A 17,502-nucleotide genomic window follows, 5' to 3' on the forward strand; every position below is an offset into this window, starting at 1 on the left:
GGCGCGGGGCTGTTCGATGGATATGCCCTGCAGCCGCTACATTCGAGGTTTTTTCCATGGCAAGATTTACAGATCTTCTCGTGGCCGCCGCGGTGGCATTGGGGCTCTCCGTGGCCGCCACGTCGGTTCGGGCAGAGGACTATCCGTCCCGCCCTGTTCGCATCGTCGTCGCCTATCCGGCCGGCGGAGTGATCGATCTCCTGTCGCGCATCTACGCGGAAGCGCTCGGCAAGGAGCTTGGCCAGACCATCGTGGTCGAGAACCGCTTCGGCGGCGATGGCACGATCGGTCTTATGGAGGTCGTCCGGTCGGAGCCGGACGGCTACACCATCCTGTCCGACGGGTTCGGCGGTGAGCTCATTCCGCCGCTCATGAAATCCAATTTCCCCGTAGACGTGCAGAAGGATTTGACCTTCATCGCAAGGCCTGCGGAATTTGCCAATGTGGTGGTGATCAACAAGGATCTGCCGGTCAATTCGGTAGAGGAACTGATCGCCTATGCGAAGGAGCGTCCCGGCGAGCTCAACGTCGCTTCCAGCGGTACGGCGACCTCGGATCGCCTGACCGCCGAAATGTTCATGCAGGCGACGGGCACCAAGTTCACGCTCGTTCCGTATAAGGGCGCCGCCGCGGCGCTTCAGGACATGACGGCCGGCGTTGTCCAGGTGATGTTCGCCAACATGCCGCCTGCAATGGGATTGATCCAGGCCGGCAGCATCAAGGCGCTGGCCGTCACCAGCAATTATCGCATGTCGCAATTGCCTGACGTGCCGACCCTCGACGAGGCCGGCGTCGAGGGTTTTTCCATGACGAGCTGGAACGGCATCTTCGGTCCGAAGGACCTGCCGCAGGAGATCATCGACCGCCTCAACGCAGCCTACGTGAAGACCTCGCAATCGCCGGAGGTGCGGGAGAAGCTGAGCAAGATCGGCTACGAGCCCGTGTCGCAGACGGCCACCGAATTCCGAGCCTTCTACGACGAGGAGCGTGAGCGCTGGAAGAAGGTGATCGACACGGCGGGTCTGCGTCAGTAGCGGCCGCAGCGCCACGCAGCCGGACGCACATGCCCGGCCGCAATCAACACAATCCACACCGGGGTCAATGGGAGCGAGCAAATCATGGATGATCGGTTGCCCGCCGCGCAGGAAAGAACTGGGGAGAGCTGGCGCGATCTCCGCGATTGGCTTGCCCTCGTGGAACGGCAGCGAGAACTGCGCAGGATTTCGGCCGAAGTCGACCCAAAGGAGGAGCTTTCGGCGATCACGCTCCTTTCGACCCGCCAGGTTGGCGCACCCGCACTGCTGTTCGAAACGCTCGCGAACAACCGTAGCGATGCACGGGTGCTCATCAACATGCTTGCCGCCAGCAAGGAGCGCTACGCGCTCACCGTGGGGCTCGATCCCAAGCTGCCGGTTCGCGATCTGGTTGCTGCCACCCGCAAGATCATGAAGCGGCGGCTGCCGCCCGCAACGATCGCGCGCGATGAGGCGCCGGTGAACGAAATCGTGCTTTCGGGCGACGAGATCGACATGACCCGCTATCCCTCGCCCACCTTCTGGCCGGGGGATGGCGGTCCCTACACCGGTACGGGAAACGTCACGCTCATCCGCAATCCGGATACGGGCGTCATCAATGTCGGCGTCTATCGCCAGATGCTGCACGGGCCGCGCAAGCTCGGCATCAACATGGTGCCGGGCCGGCATGGCGCCCAGAATTGCGAAGCTTGGTGGGCGCGTGGAAAACCCTGCCCAGTGGTCGTGGCATACGGCATCGATCCGGCGCTCTTCATCGCCGCCACGCAGGTCTTCGGCCATGACGAGTCCGAGCTCGACGTCGCCGGCGGGCTGATGGGCGCGCCTGTGGAGATGACCGCCGCCGATCTCGTGGACATGCCGATCCCCGCGCGCGCGGAATTCGTGATCGAAGGCCATATCCATCAAGGAGAGCTGGAGCAGGAGGGACCGCTTGGCGAGTTCCACGGCTATTACAGCGGCAAGACCGAGCGCCGGCCGGTGATCACCGTCGATCGCATCCACCATCGCCGCTCGCCCATCATGACAGCGGCGCTGATGGCCACCTATCCCTCCTGCGAGATTGGCGAATACCACGCCATCATGCGGTCGGCGCGTGTCTGGGACAATCTGGAAAGCATGGGCGTTCCCGGAGTGACCGGCGTCTACGTCTATCCGGCCTCGGCTTCCGCCGCGGGCCTCATGGTGGTTTCGCTGAAGCAGCTCTATCCGGGGCATGTAGCGCAGGTGCTGGCGCTTGCAGCGCAAAGCCCCGCCGCAGCCTATTGCATCCGCTGGATCATCGCCGTGGATGACGACGTCGATCCGACCGACATCAACCAGGTCATGTGGGCGATGAGTGTCCGGAGCAATCCGAGCGACGACATCGATATACTGCGCAAGACCTGGTCCTATCGCACGGATCCCAGCCTTGCGCCCGATGTTCGCCCCTACGGCTCGAAGGCCTTGATCGATGCCTGCGAGCCGCACCGCTTCCGCGCCACCATGGCCAAGCGCGCCTATTTGCGCAAGTCGGTCTATGAGCGCGTGGTGAGCCGCTGGAGCGAGCTCGGCCTTCCCGGCACCCCGCCGGCCGAAACCCATTTTCACAAAGAGTAACGACGGAGGCCGAAATGCCCTTTGCCAATCTGATTGCCGGCGCATGGGTCGAAGGCGATGGCAGCGAGAACATCAATCCATCCGACACAGGCGATGTGATCGGCCTCTATTCCCGTGCCTCGGCCGGCCAGGTGGGCGATGCCATAGATGCGGCGGAGACTGCTCTGCACGCCTGGGCGCGTACGACGCCGCAGTTCCGGGCCGAGATTCTGGAGAAGGTGGGGCTGGAGATCGCCGCGCGCAAGGAAGAGCTTGCAGACCTTCTTGCCCGCGAGGAAGGAAAGACGCTGGCCGAAGCTACCGGCGAGGTGATGCGTGCAAGCCAGATCTTCCGTTTCTTCGCGGGCGAAGCGGTGCGCATTCCCGGCGAGAAGCTGGACTCCGCACGGCCGGGCGTCCAAATCGAGATCACGCGAGAGCCCGTCGGCGTGGTGGGTCTCATCACCCCGTGGAATTTCCCGATCGCGATACCCGCCTGGAAGATCGCGCCGGCACTTGCTTACGGGAACACAGTCGTTTTCAAGCCTGCCGACCTCGTGCCGGGCTCGGCCTGGGCGCTGGCAGAGATCATCAAACGTGCAGGCATTCCCGAAGGGGTCTTCAACCTCGTCATGGGCCGGGGCTCCGTGGTGGGCGAGGAGATCATCAAGAGCCCCAAGGTCGATGCTGTGAGCTTCACCGGCTCTGTCTCGACTGGCCAGCATATCCTGCAGACGGTGGCCGCACGCGGCGGCAAGGTGCAGATGGAAATGGGCGGCAAGAACCCACTCGTCGTCCTCAACGATGCGGATCTGGACGTGGCCGCGCGCGTCGCCCTCGACGGCGCCTTCTTCAGCACCGGTCAGCGCTGCACCGCATCTTCCCGCCTCATCGTTGAAGAGGGCATCCACGATCGATTTGTCAGCCGGCTTGCCGAAATGCTGCGCGATCAGGTGGTGGATGATGCACGCAAGCCCGGTACCACGATCGGTCCCGTGGTGGACCAGCGCCAGCTCGACCAGGATCTGCGATATATCGAGATTGGCCGCAAGGAAGGTGCGAAGCTGCTTCACGGCGGCGAGCGCCTCAATCGGGAGAAGCAGGGCTTTTATCTTGCGCCAGCGCTTTTCACCGAAGCGGACAACCAGATGCAGATTTGCCGCGAGGAGATTTTCGGGCCCGTGGCCACGGTGATCCGCGCGCGTGACTATGAGGAAGCGCTGCATATCGCCAATGACACGCCCTTCGGCCTGAGCAGCGGTATCTGCACCACGTCGCTTTCGAAAGCCGCCGATTTCCGGCGCAACAGCGAAGCAGGAATGGTGATGGTCAACCTGCCGACCGCGGGTGTCGACTATTTCGTGCCGTTCGGCGGCCGTAAGGCGTCGAGCTACGGCTCGCGCGAGCAGGGACGCTATGCGGTCGAATTCTACACCTCGGTGAAGACGTCCTACGTCGCGCCATGACGCATCGCCGCTTGATACGGCCGCTCCTACGCTCCCGCTATAAGCGGATGACGGAAGAGCGGCCCTCCGGCAGCGAGGGAGAGCTTTGAGGAGGAAACCATGGACGGGATCGTGACGGCAGCGTTGAGGGACGACCATGATATCCGATAAGAAAAGCCTCTATTCCGGGCTGATATTCTGCCTGTTCGGCGCGTTTCTGTTTATCGATGCCTGGGAGACGCTTGAGATCGGCACCGCATTGCGGATGGGCCCCGGCTATTTCCCGATCATGATCGGCGGCGGCCTTGTTCTGCTGGGCGTGGCGGTGATGTTCAGCGGCCGCGAGCGCACCACCTTCGATTTCCGCGCCCTGCCATGGCGCGCGATCGTGCTCCTTTCCGTCGCTATCCTGATCTTTACCTACGGCCTTCGCCCGTTGGGCTTCGTTCCGGCCACGGCGCTCCTCGTCTTTATCGCCGCCAAGGCACGCCGCGAGACATCTCTGCAGGGTGCGCTCCTGATCTCGCTTGCGCTTACTGCGTTCTGCACGCTCGTCTTCATCTACGGCCTGAGCTTGCCGATTCCGCTCTTTGGTTCTCTTCTCGGCGTCTGAGGGGCATTTCATGGATATCTTTTCGCATCTCCTGCTCGGCGTCGAGGTCGCGTTCACGCCCGTCAATATCTTTTACTGCTTCCTGGGCGCCCTGCTTGGCACCCTGGTCGGGGTTCTGCCGGGCTTGGGTCCGACGGCGACGATCGCGATGCTCTTGCCGCTGACCTTTTCCATCGAGCCGTCTTCCGCGCTCATCATGCTTGCCGGCATTTATTACGGCGCACAGTATGGCGGCTCGACCACAGCCATTCTCGTCAATTTGCCAGGCGAGGCATCGGCGGCAGTGACGGCCATCGACGGCTACCGCATGGCGCAGCAGGGCAGGGCGGGCCCGGCCCTCGCCATCGCGGCAATCGGCTCCTTCTTCGCCGGCAGTGTTGCTACGCTGCTCGTTGCGCTCTTCGGGCCGCTCCTCATCCTGATCGCGCAGCAATTCAGCCCGGCCGAATATTTTTCGCTGATCGTGCTCGGCCTGATTTCCTCTATCGCGCTCGCACACGGACAGTGCTGAAGGCGCTTGCGATGATCTTCATGGGTCTGGGCCTCGGCCTGGTCGGCACCGATCTTTACACAGGCGAGCCCCGCTTCAACTGGGGCATTATCGAGCTCGCCGACGGCATCAATATCGTGGCAATCGCCGTCGGAATCTTCGGCATTGCGGAGGTCTTCCGCAATCTCGAGCGAAAAGGCAACGAGGGTGAGGCCAAAGTCGCAAAAGTCGGCAAGCTGCTGCCGACGCGGGCGGAGCTGCGGGCCTCGGCTGCCCCGATATTGCGCGGCACCGCGATCGGCTCCCTCCTCGGCGTTCTTCCCGGTGGAGGCGCGCTGCTCTCCTCTTTCGCATCCTACACGATGGAAAAGAAGCTCTCGAAGGACCCGAGCCGTTTCGGCAACGGCGCGATCGAGGGCGTGGCAGCTCCCGAATCGGCCAACAATGCCGGTGCTCAGACCTCCTTCATTCCCATGCTTACCCTCGGCATTCCATCCAACGCCGTGATGGCGCTTATGATCGGCGCGATGGTCATCCAGGGCATCGTGCCGGGACCGAAGGTGATGACGGACTATCCCGAACTCTTCTGGGGCATCATCGTCTCCATGTGGGTCGGAAACGCGATGCTCGTGATCCTGAACCTTCCGCTCGTCGGCCTGTGGGTGCGGCTGCTCAGCATTCCCTATGCCATTCTGTTCCCGGCCATCATCGCGTTTTCAGTCATCGGCACCTATACGGTGAACAACAGCACATTCGACCTCCTGCTCGTCATCGGCTTCGCCGTACTCGGCTATATCCTCGTGAAGCTTGAATGCGAGCCGGCGCCGCTTCTCCTCGGCTTCGTCCTCGGGCCGCTGCTCGAAGAGCATCTCAGGCGTTCGATGATCCTCTCGCGGGGCGATCCGATGATCTTTTTTGAGCGCCCGATCAGCGCCGCGCTCCTGGTGCTCGCCTTCATCGTTCTCCTCGTGCTCGTGCTGCCGACCGTGCGCAGAAAGCGCGAGGAAGTCTTCGTGGCGGACGATTGACCCGCCACGCTCCCACCTTCCACCAAAAGGGTTCATCATGTCCCATCTGCTTTTGCCCTTTTCCCTCGACGGGGTCACGCCGCGCGAGGATGTGCCGGGCGAACGCACTCTCGCCGGCGATCCGCGCTTCACCATCTGGAACCTGGAGCGCGCCGTGGACGGCAAGCTCGTCTCCGGCGTCTGGGAAGCCACCCCGGGGAAGTGGCGGGTGGACTATGAAGGCAAGTGGGAGTTCTGCACCATCGTTTCCGGCGCCCTCACAATCACTGAGGAGGGCGGCAAGCCCGTCACATACAGGCCGGGTGATAGTTTCATCGTCCGCCCGGGCTTCAAGGGTGTCTGGGAAACGAACGAGGTCACACGCAAGCACTATGTTGTCTATCGGTGATGTGCGGCAGAGCCTCAGCGCAAAGCGGGTTTGGCAGCTGTCGATTATGAAGGAGCGTGAGAGAGCAAATCCCCGCAATTTTTGATGCGCTCCGGATGCCAGCATGAAAGGCTGCTTCAACGCGGAAGCGCTTGCGTATTCCAAGGTCGTCATTTCGATCGCTTGACGGCCTGTGTTCGACACACCCCGACTTCAAACGAATGCATACAGTTATGCATTTTGCATAATAAACTAGCCTCCATTGCAATCAGGTTCTCGCAGCGTTAGGCAAAGCTTCTCAATGTCGAGGAGCCATCGGGTGAACGAAACAGCGATCGCGAGGCACCGTAGGCCAGGGCGCCCCAAAGAGGATACCTCGCTGAAGGAGACGATCCTCAATCATGCAGAGATTGCCTTTGCGGAGAACGGATACGAAGGCACGACGGTGCGCGATGTTGCAGCGCGCGCGGGCGTGAACCAAGCGTTGATCCGGTACTATTTTGGCTCGAAGTCGGATCTTTTCGACGAAGTCTTCCGTCGGCGCGGCGGGATCCTTTCGGGGCATCGCCATGTGAACCTCGATCGGCTCCTGGATAGGCCCGAGCCGCCCACGGTGGAAGAGATTGTCCACGCATATCTCAAACCCCAGTGGGACATGAAATATTCCGGTGAAAGCGGGGCTGCCTTCGTGCGAATGCAGGCGCGGCTGCATGCCGAGCCCGAAGAACACGCCTTGCGTCTCCGGCGCGAGGTATATGATGCCTCCGTTAAGCGATATATCGCTGCGCTTGGCTCCATCCTCCCGGAAATTCCAAAGGAAGTCATAAGCACGCGATGGGCGTTTCTCGTCGGCGCCTATCTTTTCATGCTGAACGACCTTGCGCGGCTCAGCGATTTGACAGAGGGGCGTCTCGCGGAGATCGGCAAGGAAGAATTGCTCGACCATCTTGTCCGGTTTTTGTCAGCGGGCCTGCGTACTCCGGTAAGCTAACGCGTAATCACTGAAGAAGCCGCGCGCAATTTTTTGCGCCTTGACATTTTCCGATATAATTATACGCATGAATAATTAATGCGGTGGCCTGGCGTCAGGAGGAGAGTATGAAACAATTCCGGATCGGGCAGATCGTGCCCAGTTCCAACGTGACGATGGAAACGGAAATCCCCGCTTTGCTGCGATCGCGTGAAGCCGTGGCGCCTGAACGGTTCACCTTCCACTCTTCGCGCATGCGCATGAAGCATGTCACCAAGGAGGAGCTGTCGGCCATGGATGGCGATAGCGACCGGTGCGCACTCGAGCTCAGCGACGCTAAGGTGGACGTTATGGGCTATGCCTGCCTAGTCGCGATTATGTCTATGGGACACGGCTATCACCGGGCTTCGCAGGAACGGCTGCACAAAGTAACTGTCGATAACGGCGCCGCCGCCCCGGTGGTGACATCCGCCGGCGCGCTGGTCGAGGGCATCAAGGCGATCGGCGCGAAGAAAATTGCCGTGGTCGCGCCATACATGAAGCCGCTGACTGAGATGGTGGTGGATTATATCCGCAATGAGGGCATCGAGGTCAGCGCCTGGCGTGCGCTGGAGATCCAGGACAACCTTGCCGTCGCGGCGCACGACCCGATGAACCTGCCCGGCATCCTCAAGGGAATGCCCACAGAAGATGTCGATGCGGTGGTCCTTTCGGCCTGCGTGCAGATGCCTTCGCTTGCCGCTGTTCCCATGGCCGAGGCGATGACCGGAAAGCCGGTGTTAAGCGCGGCGATTGCCACCACTTGGTCGATGCTGAAGGCCCTTGACCTGCCCACGCGCGTGCCAGGGGGCGGCACGCTGCTTTCTGGCGCATACTGAGGGAGGCAGTCTTGGGCAGGGGATATAATGTTCACGCCAATGGCATTCGCCAGCATCTAATCCATCATGCCGGACCGGGGCCGCAGATGCTGCTCGTTCCGGGGATTACCTCGCCCGCGATCACCTGGGGCTTCGTCGCCGAACGGCTGGCGGAACGCTTCGACGTGCACGTTCTGGACGTGCGGGGCAGAGGGCTCAGCCAAGCAGGTGATCTGGACTATTCCCTGGATGCCATGGCTGACGACGCGATCGCTGTGGCTGGAGCTGCGGAGCTCGAAAAACCAATACTGCTCGGCCACTCCATGGGCGCACGCGCCGCGATCCGCGCGGCGCGAAAAAATCCACAGTCCTTCGCCGGCTTGATTCTTGTCGACCCGCCGGTCAGCGGGCCTGGACGGCGACCCTATCCCTCGGCTTGGGACTGGTATGAGGACTCGATCCGAATGGCCCTGATGGGCTGCTCTGCCGAGGATATGCGCGGATTCTGCCCTACCTGGACCGACGAGCAACTGCAATTGCGCGCGGAGTGGCTGCACACTTGCCAACTCGACGCGATCGAGACCGCTTATAGTGGGTTCCACACCGACGATATTCACGCCGATTTGCCGCATCTGGCATTGCCAATGCGTCTCGTTGTGGCCGGCGGCGCGCCGGTTATCCAGGCTGAGGACATAGCGGAAATCCGGGCGCTCGCGCCTGGCATCGAGGTGAGAACGGTCAGGGGTGCGGGGCATATGATCCCCTGGGACGACTTAGACGGCTTCCTAAAGGCGGTCGTGGATTTCAATCCCGCCATTGCCTGAAACGGAGCACAAACCACAAAAGCGAGGGTGAACGGAAATGGATCAAGCGTCATTTACGGAAATCTGTCTTCACCAACTCAAGATGTCGGGTGTACATGAGGGCGAGCGGCTCGTTGTCCTGACTCAGGGCAATGAGCGGCTCAACTATGCCGACGCCTTTATGGCTGCGGGCCAGCGGCTCGGCGCGAGAATGTATCACATGCGCCTCCCAGCTCCACTGCCGACCGGCGGCTGGAATGTCGGCGTGACCGGGCTGGCAGCACTACCGGACGCGGTCGAGGCCCTGAAGAATTGTGACATGCTGATCGATTGCGTGTTCCTGCTGTTCTCGCCCGAGCAATTCGCCATTCAGAATGCGGGCACCCGCATTCTGACCGCGGTGGAGCCGCCGGAACTCTTGGCACGCATGCTCCCTTCGAAGGAGCTGCGCGAGAAAGTTGAGATTGGTGGCAAATACTTAGCCGAAGCCAATGTCATGCGGATCACCTCCCCGCATGGTACGGACGTGACCTACAAGCTCAACAAGTATCCTACCGTCACCGAATACGCCTGCACGGATGAGCCTGGTCGCTGGGATCACTGGCCGTCTGGCTTCGTCTTCACGGGCGGGGACGATGATGGCGTTGACGGGCAGATCGTCGTCGCACCCGGTGACATTCTCCTGCCGCAGAATATGTATGTGCGTGAGCCGATCATCTATACCGTTGAGAAGGGTTGGATCCAGGACATCCGTGGCGGGCTCGATGCCGAACTCGTCAAATCCTACATGGCCGGATTCAATGACGAGCGCGGCAAGGGCATGAGCCATGTCGGCTGGGGCATGAACCCGAATGCAAAATGGCACGGCATGGTACCTGGGGAGTTTCCTGGCGGAATGGGCATGGAGCCGCGGAGCTTTTACGGGAACGTCATGTTCTCGACCGGCCCCAATAACGAGTTGGGAGGCCCGAACGACACACCCTGCCATCTCGACATCCCCATGCGGAATTGTTCGCTCTTCCTCGATGACGAACCCATCGTGATCGATGGAGACATCGTCGTGAAGGAAATGCAGATGGCGCGCGCGTAACGCGTTGACCCAATCTTTCCTGCGCGCCGGATCTCCGGCGTGAGGGAACTTCTGGAGTGAGGAAGCTAGATGTCCCAGGAAGCGGTCTACGCTAAGGCGGGATTTGGTCAGTCGGTACCGCGCGGAAGGCGCCCAGCGGTCGTGGTGGTCGACTTTTCCTACGGGTTTACCGATCCGCAATATCCCACCGCCGCTGATATGTCGGCGCAAATCGCGGCCACCCGCCAGCTGACCGATGCGGCGCGAGCCAGGCGTTTTCCCGTGATCTACACGACGATTTCCTATCAGCCGGGCGAGGTTGAGATGCTGTCGTGGCTAAAAAAGGCAGCCGGCATGCGGGCGCTGCTGAAGGGCAGCCGCCTGGTGGAGATTGACGCCGCCACAGGCATTCAAGCCAGCGATCCGATCATCGTAAAGAAGGGCGCGTCGGCATTTTTTGGCACCACGCTTAACGCGTTGCTGACGGGCGCCGGCGTGGATACGTTGGTCGTGACCGGGGCGACGACGTCTGGTTGCGTACGCGCGACGGTCGTGGATGCGGTGCAGTCAGGCTTCAATGTGCTTGTGCCTGCGGATTGCTGTGCCGACCGGGCAGAGGCGCCCCACCTAGCCAACCTCTATGATATGCAGCAGAAATATGCGGATGTTGTTGACGCGCGCGATGTTTATCGATGGCTGGTGGAGCTGTAAACCGTCCTTTTGGTAGTCAGAGTTGCCTGCCGCTGCCAGGGAGAACATGGTGGTGCGATTCGGGTGGACTGGTTGGGCGCCGCACAAATCGTAAGGCCTGCCGCCGGTGGCTCGATTTTACGAGTGACCTAGCTCAGTCTTCCCGATCCTGCCATGCGGGATGAGCCAAGCCAAGAGCATTCCGCAAAGGGCAAAGCACGCATCGAGTAGAAAAAGCCATGAGAAGCCGGCGTCTATTGCCGCAGAGGACCCGATCACCAATCCGCTGGCAGCAGCTCCGATGGAAGCTCCGAGCGAGCGGGCCAGAAGGACACTTGCGGAAGCAATGCCGAGCATACCATCGCCGGTCTCGATCTGTACGATGAGCTGCACCACGCCCATTACCGTGCCAAGCGCCAGCGCTACGAGAGAAAAAAGGCCCGCAAGAGCCGCGACAGAAAATTGGGCGGTAAAAAGGCCGATGACGATCAGGATCATCGATGCGATCGCAAGACCCGCGGCGGGAAACAGATTCATTTGGCCGGTACGGCTGACCAGATAGCCTGTCAAAAGCGACCCCATTCCGACGCCGAGGGTTACCGGCAGAAGCAGAAGCCCGGATTCAGCCGCGGAGAATTCGCGGGCCGCACCGAAATAGACAGGAATGAAGGTAAAGAGAGAAACGTAGAGCGCCCCGTGAAACAGAGCGAGCGCGCAGCTCATCCGGATCGACTTGTTCCGGAGGAACACGATTGGAAACAACGGGTACTTGGTCCGGCCTTCATGCCGAAAAAACAGAAGAGTTGCGATGCCGGCGCCGACAAGAAGGGTGCCGGCGGTCCAGCGTGTCTGGAGCGCTCCGATCCCCGGGGCGGTCAACGCAAGAAGGAGGAGCATCGAAGCGGCAAGAAGCGCCACGCTCAGGCCGTTGATACGTAGCTCGTCGCGGGGACGCTTCCTGGGTGGAAGCCGCAATACGAGAATCAGCCCCAGTAGCCCGAGCGGCAGATTGAGCGCGAAGATCGCGCGCCAGCCGAATGCTTCCGTAAGAATGCCGCCGAGCACCGGCCCCATCGTGCTGGCGCTCATGCCGACCGTCGCCAGATATCCTTGGAAGCGCGCGCGCAGTCGCGGCTCAAAAGCCTGACTGACGAGCGCCTGAGCAAGCGCGATCAACCCGCCGCCGCCGAGTCCCTGGACTGCCCGCGCGATAACAAGCCACGCGAAGCTTGGCGCAAGCACGCAGCCGGCGCTCCCTGCCATGGAGATCGCTAACGAGATGCACATCATCCTGCGGCGGCCGATTGCATCGCCTAGCCTGCCATAGAGCGGTGCCGAAATCGCGTTTGCCGCCAGATAGGCGATCACCACCCAACTGACCAGTTCGAACGAAGCGAACGAGCGCGATATGTCGTATAGCGCGGTCGAGACGATCGTCTGGTCCATCATCCCAAGGAGCAGCGGAACAGCGACTCCGAGAAACAGGACAACAACGGACGGTTCCTGAGCGGGTTCTTCCGGTTCGCCGTTCTTCAACGATAATATCCGAGTGGCGTGCAACTAGGCTGGCTGGCCAACCGCTTCCGTACGCAGCTGCTTCTCGGCGTCGTATTCGTAGACCCAGTTGGCACCGAGACCGCTCGACTGCGGATTGACCAGGTTGCGCCACCGATAGCCGAGATCCCGTTTAAGGCGAGCAAAACGGGAGGTCAGGTGATAGGTCCGCCCGCGCTCACGGGACTCAAGCTGTACCCGGGTGGTGCGCGGCCGGCGCAGCGCTTCGTAGCGACGTAGTGCTTCGGCAGGAGATGCCGTGTCTGCAAGTGATCCGGCAAGCACAAAGCCGTCTTCAATGGCCATGGCTGCTCCCTGCGAAAGGAACGGCAGCATCGGATGAGCCGCATCGCCCAGAAGCGTCACGTGCCCGACGGTCCAAGCTGGCATTGGGTCGCGGTCGAACAGACCCCATTTGAAGACCTCATCCGTGCGCGAGAAAAGTTTCTGGAGATTTTCATGCCAGCCGCGGAACGCCGTGAGAAGCTCTTCGCGAGTGGATGGAACGTTCCAGGATTCGGCAACCCAGTCCTTGCTCTCCATAACAGCGACAATGTTCACCGCTTTGCCGGCGGAGACATAGTAGGTAACCACATGCCCCTTGGGGCCAAGCCAGAAGGAGCTGTCCGGACTGACGAAGTCGAAGGGCGGGGTGTCGAACGGAACGACCGCACGCCAGCACATATTGCCGGTGAAACGGGGCGGCTCATCGCCGAAAAGCGATTTCCGGATGGTGGAGTGAATGCCGTCCGCCCCGACAATCACATCTGCCTCGAACTCGTTTCCATCGGCGAAGGAAGCGATGGCTGTGTTGCGCTCCTGCCTGGCGCCGGTACACTGGATGCCAAGCTGCGTTTTCGAAAGATCGACCTTTTCTAGAAGGATCCGGTGCAGATCGGCCCGGTGAACATGGAAGAACGGCGCGCCATAAAGGCGCGGACAGTCACGAGCCAGCGGCGTGCGCCACATCTCGCGAGCCGTTCTCCAGTCGCGGCCGATGATGTTCTGCGGCAGGAAGCTCACCCTTTCGAGAGCATCGAATATCCCGAGTGCCCTCAGAATCTTCACCGCATTCGGCGTCATCTGAATGCCTGCACCCACCTCGCCGAAGGCGGGCGCACGTTCGAAAACATGCGCCTCTAAGCCATGAGCGCGCAGTGCGGCGGCCAAGGCAACCCCACCGATGCCGCCGCCGATAATTCCTACTTTCAATTTCCGCATTCTACACATCCAAAGTTCGCTCGCAGCGGAGCATCTCCGCATAACGAATCTTTAATATTGTATACTATCTCTCCACGGGGCGGATTAGCTGCACGCCGGTTCTAGCCCCCAGCTCCTCGCAGTCGCGGATTGAGAACATCCGTCAAATGGTCGCCAAAGACATTCAATGCGGCGACGGTGACCAGGATGCCGAGGCCTGGAAAAACGGCCATCCACCACGCTGTTGTCAGAAACTGCTGTGCTTCATTCAGCATCAGTCCCCAACTCGGGTTTGAGGCATCCCCCAGGCCGAGGAAGCTCAGGCCCGCCTCCAGCAGGATTGCTGAGGATACCTGCATCGTCATGGCCACGATCAGGGGTGGCATGGCGTTCGGCAGGATCTCGGAAAAGATGATCGCCCGTGTCGATTGCCCGCCAGCCCGTGCCGCCAAGACATATTCGCGCTCTCGCAGGCTGAGGAACTCCCCGCGCGTGATGCGTGCCACTTCTGGCCAGCCGAGGAGGCCGATGGTGAGGATGATGAACACCACATTGGCGCCGAACAACGCGATCACGAGGAGCGCGAGGAAGAAGCGCGGAATGACTTGGAACAGCTCGGCGATGCGCATAAGCACCACGTCGACCGCTCCTTTCATATAGCCGGCGATCGCTCCCAGCACGATACCAATGATGCAGGCGGTCAGAGCCGCCAGCACGCCAACCGAAAGCGACATGCGCGCGCCGTGGGCAAAGCGGCTGAAGACATCCCGTCCCAAATCGTCCGTCCCCATCAGATGGCTAAGGCTCGGCGGGGCGAAGGAATCCGCGCCCATCGAGTTCACGTCCCCAAGAAAGGGAGGTACGACCAGGGCAAAAACGGCGATCGCCACGAGCGTGAGAAGCGCCATTAACGAAGGGCCATCGAGCCGTAGGGAAGCCAAGCCTGATGAGAGGGCGGAAAAGGGAGTTTTCCCAAGGCCAGTAACGGTGTCGGTATTCTTGACGCTCATCCTACTTAAGCCCCACACGCGGATCGAAGATGCTATAGACGATGTCGATGACTAGATTGGTGATGATGATGCCGATCGATACGAAGACGAACATGCCCATCAGCAGCGGGTAATCACGCGAATACATGGCGTCGTACATGAGGCGGCCGAGACCTGGCCATCCGAAGACGATCTCGGTCAGGACGGCGCCGGCCAGGATATCCGTGACGTTAAGGCCGAACACGGTGATGATCGGAAGGACGCCGTTGCGGAATGCGTGGAGAAGAATCCGGCCCTCGCTCAACCCTTTCGCACGCGCGGTCGTGATGTAATCCTGTGAAAGCGCATCGCGCATGGAGGCGCGTGCATAACGAAAGTTGATCGCCAAATAGCGCATTCCGAGAACGCAGGCGGGTAGGAAAAGGTGAAGCAGCACATCACCTACATAGGCCAATCCTTCATAAGCATGGCGACTGCTGGTCATGCCGCTCGTCGGAAACCAGCGAAGGTTCAGCGCGAAAACGACGAGCGCGATCTGGGCCAGCCAGAATGCTGGGACCGAATAGCCGATTACGGCGAGGAAAGAGCCAATACTGTCGAAGATCGAGCGAGGCCTGCGCGCTACCAGAACCGCAAGCCCCACGCCGACCACCGTGAAAATAATCAGCGAGGTCAGCATGAGCATGGCGGTGGCCGGGATGCGGGCTGCGATCAGGTCTACCACATCCGCCTGCATGACATAGGAGTAGCCGAGATCACCCCTGAAGACGGAAAACAGATACTCCCAGTATTGAACGTAGAGCGGCTTATCGAGGCCAAGCTTGGCATAAAGAGCTTGGACCTGCTCTTCTGTTGGTGCCGTTTCGCCCACTAGAATGGTGATAGGATCCCCGGGTGCGATATGCACGAGAATAAAATTGACGGTGATGACGCCGATAAGCATCGGAATGGCGCTCAGGATTTTTAGCCCGATGAACCGAATTGTACGCAGTCTGTCCGCCAGCTTCCCCTTTTCCTCGGCTGGTGGAGCCGAGTTCACGATGTCTGTGGACACGGATATTCCCCTCACGTTTCCTTGTTCCCGTCCGGCTTCAGGCCGGCTCGTCTCCAAGATTGTATAACGTATTTTATCCGAGCACAACCTGCATCCATTCACAAGTTCCAATTCGGCCGGCAGATATCTGAAGCTTGTGAACGTGCTGATTAATATGCCTTTTGCCGTTTGAAATTTGGCGTTGTGGAGGCTGCCATCATGAGCCGCTTGACATCCGGCGAAAATCCTTTTTAGTTCACCTCGTGCACAATATACATTATGCACTGGGCGCTGAGGCGAGATCGGCGTCGCCGCCGAGAGTGCGTCGCGGGACCGGCGCTGGCGATTCCAAGAGAGGGTTTTAAGCAGATGAGCAATCGGCAATTGAAGTTAGGGCTCAGCCTGGTGTCGAACGGAACACATCCGGCAGGCTGGAGACTGCCGGAGGCCCGCGCCGATGCAGCGCTTGATTTTGCATTGTGGAAGGAAATGGCTCAGGCAGCCGAGGCGGCAAAGATCCATTTCATCTTTCTTGCCGATGGTATCGCGGTGCGCACTGCGGCGAGCGATGACGACGCGTTGAGCTATAGCGGTCGCATCGATCAGTTTGAGCCGCTGACCCTCATTGCCGGCCTTTCAGCCGTGACCGAACGCATCGGCTATATCGCAACTGCCTCCACGACCTATAACGAGCCGTATCACGTCGCGCGCAAGTTTGCCTCGCTCGATCATATCAGCGGCGGTCGTGTGGGCTGGAACGTCGTCACATCCTGGAGCGAGGCGGAGGCGAAGAATTTCAGCCGTGAGAAGCACCTTGAACACTCCATCCGCTACGGACGTGCGGAGGAATTTGTGGATGTGGTGCGCGGGCTCTGGGATAGCTGGGAGGATGATGCCTTCTGCCGCGATAAGGCGAGCGGTCGCTATTTCGATCCTGCGAAGATGCATGTCCTCAACCACGTGGGGGAGGATTTCTCGGTTCGCGGACCTTTGAACATCGCCCGTCCAATCCAGGGATACCCGGTGATCGCGCAGGCCGGATCTTCGGAGCCCGGGCAGGAGCTTGCCGCCCGCACGGCGGACCTGATCTACACCGCTAAGCAGAGGCGGGAAGATGCGGCGGCGTTCTACCAAAGCGTCAAGGGCCGCTTCCCGAAATATGGCCGCTCGCCTGACGCTGCCCTGCTAATGCCCGGCATCATGCCCGTCATTGGGCGCACGATGGAGGAGGCCCGGGAAAAATACGAACGCATCCAGAACCTGATCCATGCGAAAGTCGGCCTTGCCATGCTGGCCCGCACATTCGGGGACCTTTCCGGATACCCGCTCGACGGTCCCCTCCCAGACAATCTTCCGGTGCTCGATGGCGTTAAAAGCCATCGTGATCCGCTTCTGCGCATGGCACGGGAGGAAGATCTTTCCATTCGCCAGCTCTACATGCGGGTCACCGGAGCGGCTGGTCATCTGCAGCTCTGTGGTACTCCGGAAAGCATCGCTGACACGATGGAGGACTGGTTCAACGCCGGCGCCTGCGACGGCTTCAACATCATGGCTCCTTTTTTCCCGGACGGCCTCTACGAGTTCCTGGATCAGGTTGTGCCGGTATTGCAACGCCGTGGCCTCTTCCGCTCAGATTACGAAGGCAAGACGCTGCGCGAGAATCTGGGGCTCGCTCGTCCGGAGCATCCTGCGAACAGAATCAGAAACTCTGCGTGATAAGACGCTGAAAGGCTCCCGGCGATCTTCGGATCGCCGAAACGCCTCGATCTCGTGAACAATTAAAAC

Annotated in this window: 15 protein-coding genes and 1 pseudogene; 12 read left to right on the forward strand and 4 right to left on the reverse strand. The window is 60.6% G+C overall.

The window, feature by feature from the left end:
- Nucleotides 1-56: 56 nt before the first annotated feature.
- The 11 genes and pseudogenes from CHEJ32_RS0118200 to CHEJ32_RS0118250 all read left to right on the forward strand — a co-directional run bounded on the left by CHEJ32_RS0118200 (nucleotide 57) and on the right by CHEJ32_RS0118250 (nucleotide 10,962).
- Nucleotides 57-1,034: a tripartite tricarboxylate transporter substrate binding protein gene (locus CHEJ32_RS0118200; RefSeq protein ID WP_028035066.1), complete on the forward strand. Its 978-nt coding sequence runs from the start codon at nucleotides 57-59 to the stop codon at nucleotides 1,032-1,034.
- A gap of 84 nt (nucleotides 1,035-1,118) precedes the next feature.
- On the forward strand, nucleotides 1,119-2,630 hold the full coding sequence (locus CHEJ32_RS25260) for a UbiD family decarboxylase (protein ID WP_051469747.1): 1,512 nt from the start codon (nucleotides 1,119-1,121) through the stop codon (nucleotides 2,628-2,630).
- A 14-nt stretch (nucleotides 2,631-2,644) separates the two neighbouring features.
- Nucleotides 2,645-4,075 (forward strand): aldehyde dehydrogenase family protein, encoded by a 1,431-nt coding sequence (locus tag CHEJ32_RS0118210; protein WP_028035067.1) that lies wholly within the window; start codon nucleotides 2,645-2,647, stop codon nucleotides 4,073-4,075.
- Nucleotides 4,076-4,211: 136 nt separating this feature from the next.
- Nucleotides 4,212-4,667: a tripartite tricarboxylate transporter TctB family protein gene (locus CHEJ32_RS0118215; RefSeq protein WP_028035068.1), complete on the forward strand. Its 456-nt coding sequence runs from the start codon at nucleotides 4,212-4,214 to the stop codon at nucleotides 4,665-4,667.
- 10 nt (nucleotides 4,668-4,677) lie between these two features.
- A pseudogene (locus tag CHEJ32_RS25265) lies at nucleotides 4,678-6,185 on the forward strand (tripartite tricarboxylate transporter permease).
- Nucleotides 6,186-6,222: 37 nt separating this feature from the next.
- A complete protein-coding gene (locus CHEJ32_RS0118225; RefSeq protein ID WP_028035069.1) occupies nucleotides 6,223-6,573 on the forward strand; it encodes a cupin domain-containing protein in 351 nt (116 codons plus the stop codon).
- A 298-nt stretch (nucleotides 6,574-6,871) separates the two neighbouring features.
- A complete protein-coding gene (locus CHEJ32_RS0118230; RefSeq protein ID WP_028035070.1) occupies nucleotides 6,872-7,543 on the forward strand; it encodes a TetR/AcrR family transcriptional regulator in 672 nt (223 codons plus the stop codon).
- A gap of 155 nt (nucleotides 7,544-7,698) precedes the next feature.
- The gene (locus CHEJ32_RS0118235) at nucleotides 7,699-8,400 is read left to right on the forward strand and encodes an Asp/Glu racemase (protein WP_156936746.1); all 702 of its coding nucleotides are present in this window, start codon (nucleotides 7,699-7,701) and stop codon (nucleotides 8,398-8,400) included.
- Nucleotides 8,401-8,411: 11 nt separating this feature from the next.
- Nucleotides 8,412-9,203: an alpha/beta fold hydrolase gene (locus CHEJ32_RS0118240; protein ID WP_028035072.1), complete on the forward strand. Its 792-nt coding sequence runs from the start codon at nucleotides 8,412-8,414 to the stop codon at nucleotides 9,201-9,203.
- 37 nt (nucleotides 9,204-9,240) lie between these two features.
- On the forward strand, nucleotides 9,241-10,272 hold the full coding sequence (locus CHEJ32_RS0118245; RefSeq protein WP_028035073.1) for a leucyl aminopeptidase: 1,032 nt from the start codon (nucleotides 9,241-9,243) through the stop codon (nucleotides 10,270-10,272).
- A gap of 69 nt (nucleotides 10,273-10,341) precedes the next feature.
- Complete coding sequence (locus tag CHEJ32_RS0118250) at nucleotides 10,342-10,962, forward strand: isochorismatase family protein (RefSeq protein ID WP_028035074.1); 621 nt, start codon at nucleotides 10,342-10,344, stop codon at nucleotides 10,960-10,962.
- Between the two features lie 117 nt (nucleotides 10,963-11,079).
- Here the strand turns inward: CHEJ32_RS0118250 and CHEJ32_RS25270 are convergent, their stop codons facing one another.
- From CHEJ32_RS25270 to CHEJ32_RS0118270, 4 genes are all read right to left on the reverse strand, one after another.
- Nucleotides 11,080-12,477: an MFS transporter gene (locus tag CHEJ32_RS25270; RefSeq protein WP_051469748.1), complete on the reverse strand. Its 1,398-nt coding sequence runs from the start codon at nucleotides 12,475-12,477 to the stop codon at nucleotides 11,080-11,082.
- Between the two features lie 24 nt (nucleotides 12,478-12,501).
- Nucleotides 12,502-13,716, reverse strand: coding sequence for an FAD-dependent monooxygenase (locus CHEJ32_RS0118260; protein WP_028035075.1), 1,215 nt, complete (start codon nucleotides 13,714-13,716; stop codon nucleotides 12,502-12,504).
- Between the two features lie 101 nt (nucleotides 13,717-13,817).
- Nucleotides 13,818-14,705 carry an ABC transporter permease gene (locus tag CHEJ32_RS0118265; RefSeq protein WP_051469749.1) on the reverse strand — a complete coding sequence of 296 codons (888 nt, stop codon included), beginning with the start codon at nucleotides 14,703-14,705 and terminating at the stop codon, nucleotides 13,818-13,820.
- A gap of 1 nt (nucleotide 14,706) precedes the next feature.
- Nucleotides 14,707-15,738 carry an ABC transporter permease gene (locus tag CHEJ32_RS0118270; protein ID WP_245261186.1) on the reverse strand — a complete coding sequence of 344 codons (1,032 nt, stop codon included), beginning with the start codon at nucleotides 15,736-15,738 and terminating at the stop codon, nucleotides 14,707-14,709.
- 348 nt (nucleotides 15,739-16,086) lie between these two features.
- Between CHEJ32_RS0118270 and CHEJ32_RS0118275 the strand changes: the two genes are divergently transcribed.
- Nucleotides 16,087-17,433: an LLM class flavin-dependent oxidoreductase gene (locus tag CHEJ32_RS0118275; protein ID WP_028035078.1), complete on the forward strand. Its 1,347-nt coding sequence runs from the start codon at nucleotides 16,087-16,089 to the stop codon at nucleotides 17,431-17,433.
- The last annotated feature ends 69 nt before the right edge of the window (nucleotides 17,434-17,502 follow it).

It is taken from the genome of Chelativorans sp. J32 (assembly GCF_000518985.1).
Classification (GTDB): Bacteria; Pseudomonadota; Alphaproteobacteria; order Rhizobiales; family Rhizobiaceae; genus Chelativorans.

Bases quoted from the DNA above. Each gene is read 5' to 3' on its own strand.
- CHEJ32_RS0118200 (WP_028035066.1), top strand. From the start codon at position 57: ATGGCAAGATTTACAGATCTTCTCGTGGCCGCCGCGGTGGCATTGGGG.
- CHEJ32_RS25260 (WP_051469747.1), top strand. From the start codon at position 1,119: ATGGATGATCGGTTGCCCGCCGCGCAGGAAAGAACTGGGGAGAGCTGG.
- CHEJ32_RS0118210 (WP_028035067.1), top strand. From the start codon at position 2,645: ATGCCCTTTGCCAATCTGATTGCCGGCGCATGGGTCGAAGGCGATGGC.
- CHEJ32_RS0118215 (WP_028035068.1), top strand. From the start codon at position 4,212: ATGATATCCGATAAGAAAAGCCTCTATTCCGGGCTGATATTCTGCCTG.
- CHEJ32_RS0118225 (WP_028035069.1), top strand. From the start codon at position 6,223: ATGTCCCATCTGCTTTTGCCCTTTTCCCTCGACGGGGTCACGCCGCGC.
- CHEJ32_RS0118235 (WP_156936746.1), top strand. From the start codon at position 7,699: ATGGAAACGGAAATCCCCGCTTTGCTGCGATCGCGTGAAGCCGTGGCG.
- CHEJ32_RS0118245 (WP_028035073.1), top strand. From the start codon at position 9,241: ATGGATCAAGCGTCATTTACGGAAATCTGTCTTCACCAACTCAAGATG.
- CHEJ32_RS0118250 (WP_028035074.1), top strand. From the start codon at position 10,342: ATGTCCCAGGAAGCGGTCTACGCTAAGGCGGGATTTGGTCAGTCGGTA.
- CHEJ32_RS0118260 (WP_028035075.1), bottom strand. From the start codon at position 13,716: ATGCGGAAATTGAAAGTAGGAATTATCGGCGGCGGCATCGGTGGGGTT.
- CHEJ32_RS0118265 (WP_051469749.1), bottom strand. From the start codon at position 14,705: ATGAGCGTCAAGAATACCGACACCGTTACTGGCCTTGGGAAAACTCCC.
- CHEJ32_RS0118275 (WP_028035078.1), top strand. From the start codon at position 16,087: ATGAGCAATCGGCAATTGAAGTTAGGGCTCAGCCTGGTGTCGAACGGA.